The organism is Ruegeria marisflavi (genome assembly GCF_025673445.1).
Taxonomy (GTDB): domain Bacteria; phylum Pseudomonadota; class Alphaproteobacteria; order Rhodobacterales; family Rhodobacteraceae; genus Ruegeria_B; species Ruegeria_B marisflavi.
The window spans coordinates 138,248-144,815 of sequence record NZ_JAOVQN010000005.1; the positions used below are offsets into that span (position 1 = coordinate 138,248).

Below are 6,568 nucleotides of genomic sequence, written 5' to 3' on the forward strand. Positions count from 1 at the left end.
GCGTTCCATCGGACATCCCGCAAGCGGTCATGATCGCTGCCAACAATGGCCAGCCGCTGCAATGGCCGGGGGATGAACTGGGCGACGCGCTTTATGCCTGCTATCTGTTGAACCGGATCGAACAGATCGTCGGGCACGAGGCCGCGACCGCCTGCTTTATGATGGGCGGATATGGTGACGCCGAAACTGACGCCCGGATGCAACGGGCGATCCGAACCATCGCGGATCACAACCGCCAATCGGCGCCCGACAGACGGGGTGCTGTCGGGCTGTTAGAAAAATGGCGGCTTAGGTAATCCGCGCTTACACCAAAGATCGAAGATGTCGTCTGAGCGCCTCCCCGAAAATCGGACAGTGACGGTGCCAGGCGAACGATTTTTGGGCCGGTTTTGAAGTAGCGACTGGACCCAATCGAGTTCCTTTTGAGCACAACTACTCCGGCGTTCCGGTAAACGAGAGATTCTCGGCCATCTGTTCGTCCAGTTCCAATAGTCGGCGCCGGGCGGCAACATGGGTGCGTTCCGCCCGTCGCTGTGCGTCGGACAGCGCCGACAGAACGACGCGCCCTCCGAAACGCGCAATCAAACGGCTATAGCGGCGACCGAACTCAGGCAGCAGCGAGTCCTCGGCGCACAGGATCGCCTCCGCACTGCCGGGATCGCCCTGCCGACCAGCGCGGCCCGCAAGCTGACGGTCGATCCGGCGGGAACTGTGCATCTCGGTCATGATGACATGGAGTCCGCCTGCCTTGCGGGCCTCGGCATCGAGAATAATGTCGGTACCGCGCCCGGCCATGTTGGTCGCTACTGTCACCGCGCCGGCCCGGCCCGCCTCAGCGACGACGGCTGCCTCGTCAGCATCCTGCGCCGCGCTGAGTACCCGGTGTGCCACTCCAAGTGAGTGCAACGCAGCGCTGGCGGCCTCTGATGCGGCCACGGTTCGGGTTCCTATCAGGACAGGCCGGCCACGGTCCGACAACGCCTTGGCGCGCTTTGCAACACGCGCCCATTTGGTTGCTGCACGCGCCGACACCTGGGTTTTCCAGGTCCGGCGGCGCGAGCGCTTGTGGGTCGGGATGCGCACAACGGGTAAATCATAGACCGACCAGAATTCGTCCGCCGCCTCTGTCGCCGTGCCAGTCATACCTCCAAGGTGGATGTAGCGCCGGAAGAAACGCTGGAAGGTAATCTGAGCAAGCGTGACGCGGCGGGTGGTGATTTCCACGCCCTCTTTAGCCTCGACCGCCTGGTGCAGACCCGCCGACCACGAACGGTCGGGCATGGTGCGCCCCGTAAATTCGTCAACTATCTCGACCTTTCCTTCGCGCAGGATGTAGTGCTCGTCACGCCGATGCAGGTGAATGGCGCTGATCGCCGTGCGCACCGCGTCCTCGCGGATTGGTGCGGGTCGCCATGCATCGGGCATCAGCTCGGCCAGATTTGCAAGACGGTCACATCCCGTACGGTTCAGTTCGACCGCATGACGCAGCCGGTCAATTCGATAGTCACGTCCCTCCTTCATCTCGCTGGCAATGGCGTGGGCGGCGCGGGCGGCCTCGGCTTCGATCCGTGCATCTGCCGGGGGGACCGAGAGGATCAACGGTGTGCGCGCTTCATCGATCATCACACTATCGATCTCATCCACTATGGCGAACTGCAAACCGGGCAACAGCAGGCCCGACCCGTCGAAATACGCGCGGGTACGCAGACCGATGTCCCCTGACCGCCCACCCATTGCAACGCGATCGCGCAGAAAGGTGAAGGCTACTTCCTTACCTGAAGCATAGACGATGTCGGCGGCAAAGGCAGCGCGGCGCTGCTCCAGCGTACAACCAGGCTCAACGGCGGCGCAGGTTAGGCCCAGGCGGGCATAAAGACCCCGCATCGTATCGGCATCGCGACCCGCGAGGTAATCGTTTGCGGTGATGACATGCACGCGCCGACCGGCCAGTGCGGCTGTTCCGGCAGCAAGAGTGATAGCGAGCGTCTTGCCCTCACCGGTTTGCATCTCTGCCACGGCGCCGTTCAGCACCGCGCGAGCGCCTAGTATTTGGGTAGCGTAGTGACGCTGATCAAGTTCGCGCCCCGCGCATTCGCGGATCAGCGCGAAACTGCGGACCAACAGCGCCTCGCCCGGGTGAGCGCGAGCAGCGCGCAGGCCGTGGGCGGTGGCGTGCAACTCGGCGAGCAACCGGTTGTCTGACATTCCGGATAACGTTTTCCCACAACGCAAGACGCGCCAAGCGAAGAACCTTTTTGGTCGGGCGCGTCTGCGCAGACGCGGAAGAGCAGTGTATTTCTCAATCCAGCGGTCGAGCTTCGACTTCGCCGGTTCGGCAGGTGCGCGGGGATAAAAAGCGCCTGGGGCCTGACCGGGGAAGGTATCAGACATTGAGGTCCCGCAAGAAAATCTGCCGTACTTCGCGCAAAAGCTGCGTCCCCAGTGGTGTGGATCCGTGGTCGAAGCGCACGGACACCCGTTCGCCGAGCGCGGCCAGTGGGCGCTGGTCTGTTGGCTCGACGTCCATGACAAAAACCGTTCGAACGGGCGTCAAAGGCTTGTCGGCGGTTGGATCGACCGGGATCGGGCCGCCTGCCTCCGTTGCCAAAGCGGCACTTGGCAAGACCGGGACAGCGGCGGGCGTGCCGCGGGTCAGAACCCCGGGCACCGCTTCCAGCGGCGCGCTGGCCAGTCGCATTTGTACCGCCGCAATGTTGCGGCGAACCAGATCGATCTTGGCCTCGGGAATGACCACCCGGACGATACCCGGCTCGGACCCGATGACCCAGGCCAGTTCTTCACCTTTCCGGACATAGCGACCAACAAGGTCATCTCCCGCTGGCAACAGCAATCGACCAGCCACTGGCGCGGTCACGATCTGCTCACCCCGCCGCTCGACCGCCAAAGCGCGCTCTTCCTCAGCCAGTGCCAGTTCCTGCGCAATCATGTCAGCACGCACCCGGTCGTTGATCAGCGCATTGAAACGGCGCAAGCGCAATTCCTCGATCCGGGCCTCGATCTGCCGCACGCGCGCGTCCAGCAGCGGGTCGCTGACGCGCAATATCGGATCCCCCGTCGCCAGTGTATCGCCCGGACGCGCCAGCAATTCTTCGACAAAACCTTCTGCTCCGCTCAACGCCCGCGCATTCTCTGGCGCACGGATAACGCCACTGACAATAGTGGCGGAGGGCACGGGCTGAACGAACAGCGCCCAGAGCACCGCAAGTGCCAGCGCCGCCGTGACTGTAAGCGCGCGGAAGCGGTGGCCCTCCAGCCGCGGATTACCAAGAACAAAGCGAATGCCGCGCACTGCCGGAACGATCAGCAACAGGACACCTGCCCAGAACGCCAGAAGCAGGCCGATCTCGAAAAACATGCCTGCCACCAGCAGCATGATCGTCAGCATGATCATGTAGCGATAGACCAGCGAAAGCAGGCCGTAGACGGTGAACCAAGTCGCCTCTCCGCGCGCCATCGCGGGCGAGACGGCGTTCTTCATGCCGAAGAGATAACGCTGCGCCAGGTATTGCAGGTGCTGTGTGGAGCGGGTGCCGAGGTTGGGGATCTCGATCAGGTCGGCGAGAACGTAATAGCCATCGAACCGCAGCAACGGGTTGCCGTTGAAGAACACTGTCGAGAGCCCCGCCAGGAGCATCACGTTCATTACGGCAGCCCTGAGCAGGCCCGGTTCCATCTGCACCCAAAGCAGGGCGGCGGCGCCGGCAAGGAATAACTCCACCAGGATCCCCGCAGACGCGACCCCCGCGCGCTGCCATTTTGAGCGGAAGGCTGAAGAAGCTGATGCGTCCACATAGGGTACAGGCATGAAGACCAGGAACATGATCCCGATTTCGTGTACTTCACCGCCCCAGTGGCGGACAGCATAGGCGTGACCCAACTCATGCACCGCCTTGACCAGTGGATAGACCGTCAGGATCAGCAGCAGGTTGCCTGCCGTCAACGCGCGGTCAGCGATGTTGGACTGAAGTGCGTCGAGGTTCTGCAACGCGGCGAACAAGCCGCTACAGACCACGGCCAGCCACACCAGTACGCCGAACCAGGAAAAAAATGGCCGTACCAGCCAGCCAGTCGCGCGAACGAAATTGTCGGGGTCCAGCAACGGAACCCGGATGGCGAGCGGATTGCGAAGGCTGGCAAGACGTTTCTTGCGACTGTCGGAGCGGCCACGCTGAACCACCTGCTCCATGTCGGGAGGTATTGCCGCGTGCAGCACGTCGGACCGGTGCAATCGGATCAGCAGCTGGATGACCTCGTCCTGGGTTGGCAAGTCATCGCCGAGTGCCTCGGCGGCCGCGCGCCAGATCTCGTCCATTGTGCGCCTGCCGTTCATCAAGCCCACCAGGCGCCATGCGGCTTCGGATAAGCGCAGATAGGCGCCGCTGGCGTGATCCTCGACAACGTACCAAACCTCGCCCCGGAACACGGCGCGATGTACCTCGGCATGCGTTCGAAGGCGCGGCGTCAGCTCGGCGACGCGATACCAGGTCTGGCTGTGCAACGTTCCGCTCATGGCAACCAGCGCCAAACCGCCATCCGCGCCCAGTTCCGTAGACCGTGTGTCCAGATCATCAAAAGCGGGCGTTCGTCCACCGTGATCTTGGCTATCCCTTCCATGCCGGGGCGCAAGAGATCGGTCTGTTCGGACAGTTGTGCATCGACACGGAACACGTTGCGGCCGTCTTCAACTCCCGCGACAGATGTAACGCGGCCGGTCTCCATGCCGAAGGTCTGTCCGGGTAGCGCGGTCAGAATGACCTCGCCGGCCAACCCCTCTCCCACCAGCGCAAGGTCGCGTTCGTCGACCGACAACACGATGCGGTAAGCGTCCAGAGGGGCTATCTCGTATAGCACCTGTCCGCGCGAGACTGGCGCACCAACGGACTGGTCCAGATCGCCTGAGAGGACCACCCCATCAAACGGCGCGCGAAGCTGAGTCCGGGCCAGACGTTCCTCAAGCAGCGCTATCTCGGCCTCAGCCTGGCTGATTTGGGTCGCAGCGATACCGATGGCGGCACGGTCGCGCTCGGCCAACGCGGTCTCGTATTCGCGCTGACGCTGGGCGCGGACGGTATTCCAGCGCGCAATCTCCAACTGCAGGTCGCGATCGTCGAGCGTGGCAAGGATATCGCCCTCGGCCACAATGTCGCCTGGGATCGCAGCAGCAGAGGAGACGTAGCCATCTAGCGGCGATGCGACGACGCGGCGGATCTCGCCTTCGACCCGCGCATCCGCGGTGATGTGGAATGGCATAGCGGTTGTCCAGGCGACCCACAGTGCAACGCACACAAGCAGAATCGTCGCTTTCAACCCGGCCTTGCGGGGGCCAAGAACAGCGACGCCAAAGCGACCTGCCTCTGCCGCTACCTTGACCGGCAGGGCGCGATCGTTCAGTCGCTTTTCTTCCAAGACAGGCCCAAGAATACCGGCAACGGCCTCGACAAGGTCGACCTCTTCGTCGCGGAACGGGTTGTTGCCGCCGCGTTCAAGAACCATCGCCCCAGTCACCCGGCCATCTCGGCGCAGCAGAACAGTGAGCACGGCGCGCGGCACGCCTGAGCGGATCAGTTCCTGGTGCGCGGCTGTCAAGGTCAGCGTGTTCTCGCCATCCTGCGGCATCCGGATCGGTCCACCTTGGTCAATAGCCTCATCCATCGCGTCGGCAATCCGCTGTACAAGCTCCGAGGACCGCTGGAAATTGCCGCTGTGGGACAGCGAGACCACTTTGGACCTGCGGCGATGACGGCGGCCAAGCGCCACACGGTCACAGGCGAGACGGTCGCAGAAATCGGTGACAGCGGTGGCGGCGGCAACGGACCAATGTGGTTCGTCCAGGGCACCGGCCAACAGTTCGACCGCAGCACGCGCCCTGGCCTGACTGAGTGCACCTTCGTTTAGGTCGCGGGCCACGAGCCTGAACTGGATGGCCGGCAGCGCCCATTTCACTTCGTCTACAACTCTGCGAAGATCAAGGTCGGCGCGGACCGCAAGCTGGACTGCAATCACGCCGTAAAGCGCACCGTCACGCAGCACCGGAACGCCAATGGCACAACAGGTCGCCCCGCGTTCCTGAAAACCGCTTTTCACGATTGGTTTGCGCTGTGCGATAGTCAGATCCACAGCGGAAGCCAGCCCCTCGCCCGGTTCCGAGTCCTCCGGTGCGTGGGCTGCCAGGCGGAATGGCCCGGTGTCTCGCGGGCCAAGCGCTATAACCACAAGGTCAGCGCTCAGGCGCTTGCACAGCTGATCCGACCAGGCGGCCAGGAACGCCTGTTCATCGTCCAGTGCCGGGGACATCTGCGCAGACTCATCCGCACGTTCCGTCGACCCGGCCGTTGTTTCCAAGTTAGATCGCGCGTCCAATGCTGTCTCCTGCCGGAACGATCCCGCTGTTGTTACACAAAGTCAATGTTTTCAAGCTATTTATTACTATACTCAGCAACCCGACGCCGGACCCGCGCATCGCCCCTGAGAACGTGGGTCGGACACGGAATCGAGGTCGCAAACTTGGGGCCATGGGGACGAAAAGACCCCCCGCATCAAGCGGGGG

The 6,568-nt window shown here is 63.0% G+C and carries 4 protein-coding genes; 1 reads left to right on the plus strand and 3 read right to left on the minus strand.

Going from position 1 to position 6,568, the window contains the following annotated elements; translation table 11 throughout:
* The first annotated feature begins 29 nt into the window (after positions 1 to 29).
* On the plus strand, positions 30 to 296 hold the full coding sequence (locus OEZ49_RS07300; protein ID WP_263387687.1) for a hypothetical protein: 267 nt from the start codon (positions 30 to 32) through the stop codon (positions 294 to 296).
* Positions 297 to 432: 136 nt separating this feature from the next.
* On the opposite strand, the gene OEZ49_RS07305 is transcribed toward OEZ49_RS07300, so the two are convergent.
* From OEZ49_RS07305 to OEZ49_RS07315, 3 genes are read right to left on the minus strand one after another with little or no spacing between them, the layout of a single operon-like run.
* The gene (locus OEZ49_RS07305) at positions 433 to 2,391 is read right to left on the minus strand and encodes a preprotein translocase subunit SecA (protein ID WP_263387688.1); all 1,959 of its coding nucleotides are present in this window, start codon (positions 2,389 to 2,391) and stop codon (positions 433 to 435) included.
* A complete protein-coding gene (locus OEZ49_RS07310) occupies positions 2,384 to 4,531 on the minus strand; it encodes an efflux RND transporter periplasmic adaptor subunit (protein WP_263387689.1) in 2,148 nt (715 codons plus the stop codon). The genes OEZ49_RS07305 and OEZ49_RS07310 overlap by 8 nt, the downstream gene beginning before the upstream one ends.
* Positions 4,528 to 6,315 (minus strand): HlyD family efflux transporter periplasmic adaptor subunit, encoded by a 1,788-nt coding sequence (locus tag OEZ49_RS07315; RefSeq protein WP_263387690.1) that lies wholly within the window; start codon positions 6,313 to 6,315, stop codon positions 4,528 to 4,530. The genes OEZ49_RS07310 and OEZ49_RS07315 overlap by 4 nt, the downstream gene beginning before the upstream one ends.
* Positions 6,316 to 6,568: the final 253 nt, after the last annotated feature.

Coding starts and splice junctions, on each gene's coding strand:
- OEZ49_RS07300 (WP_263387687.1), top strand. CDS start 30: ATGATCGCTGCCAACAATGGCCAGCCGCTGCAATGGCCGGGGGATGAA.
- OEZ49_RS07305 (WP_263387688.1), bottom strand. CDS start 2,391: ATGTCTGATACCTTCCCCGGTCAGGCCCCAGGCGCTTTTTATCCCCGC.
- OEZ49_RS07310 (WP_263387689.1), bottom strand. CDS start 4,531: ATGAGCGGAACGTTGCACAGCCAGACCTGGTATCGCGTCGCCGAGCTG.
- OEZ49_RS07315 (WP_263387690.1), bottom strand. CDS start 6,315: ATGTCCCCGGCACTGGACGATGAACAGGCGTTCCTGGCCGCCTGGTCG.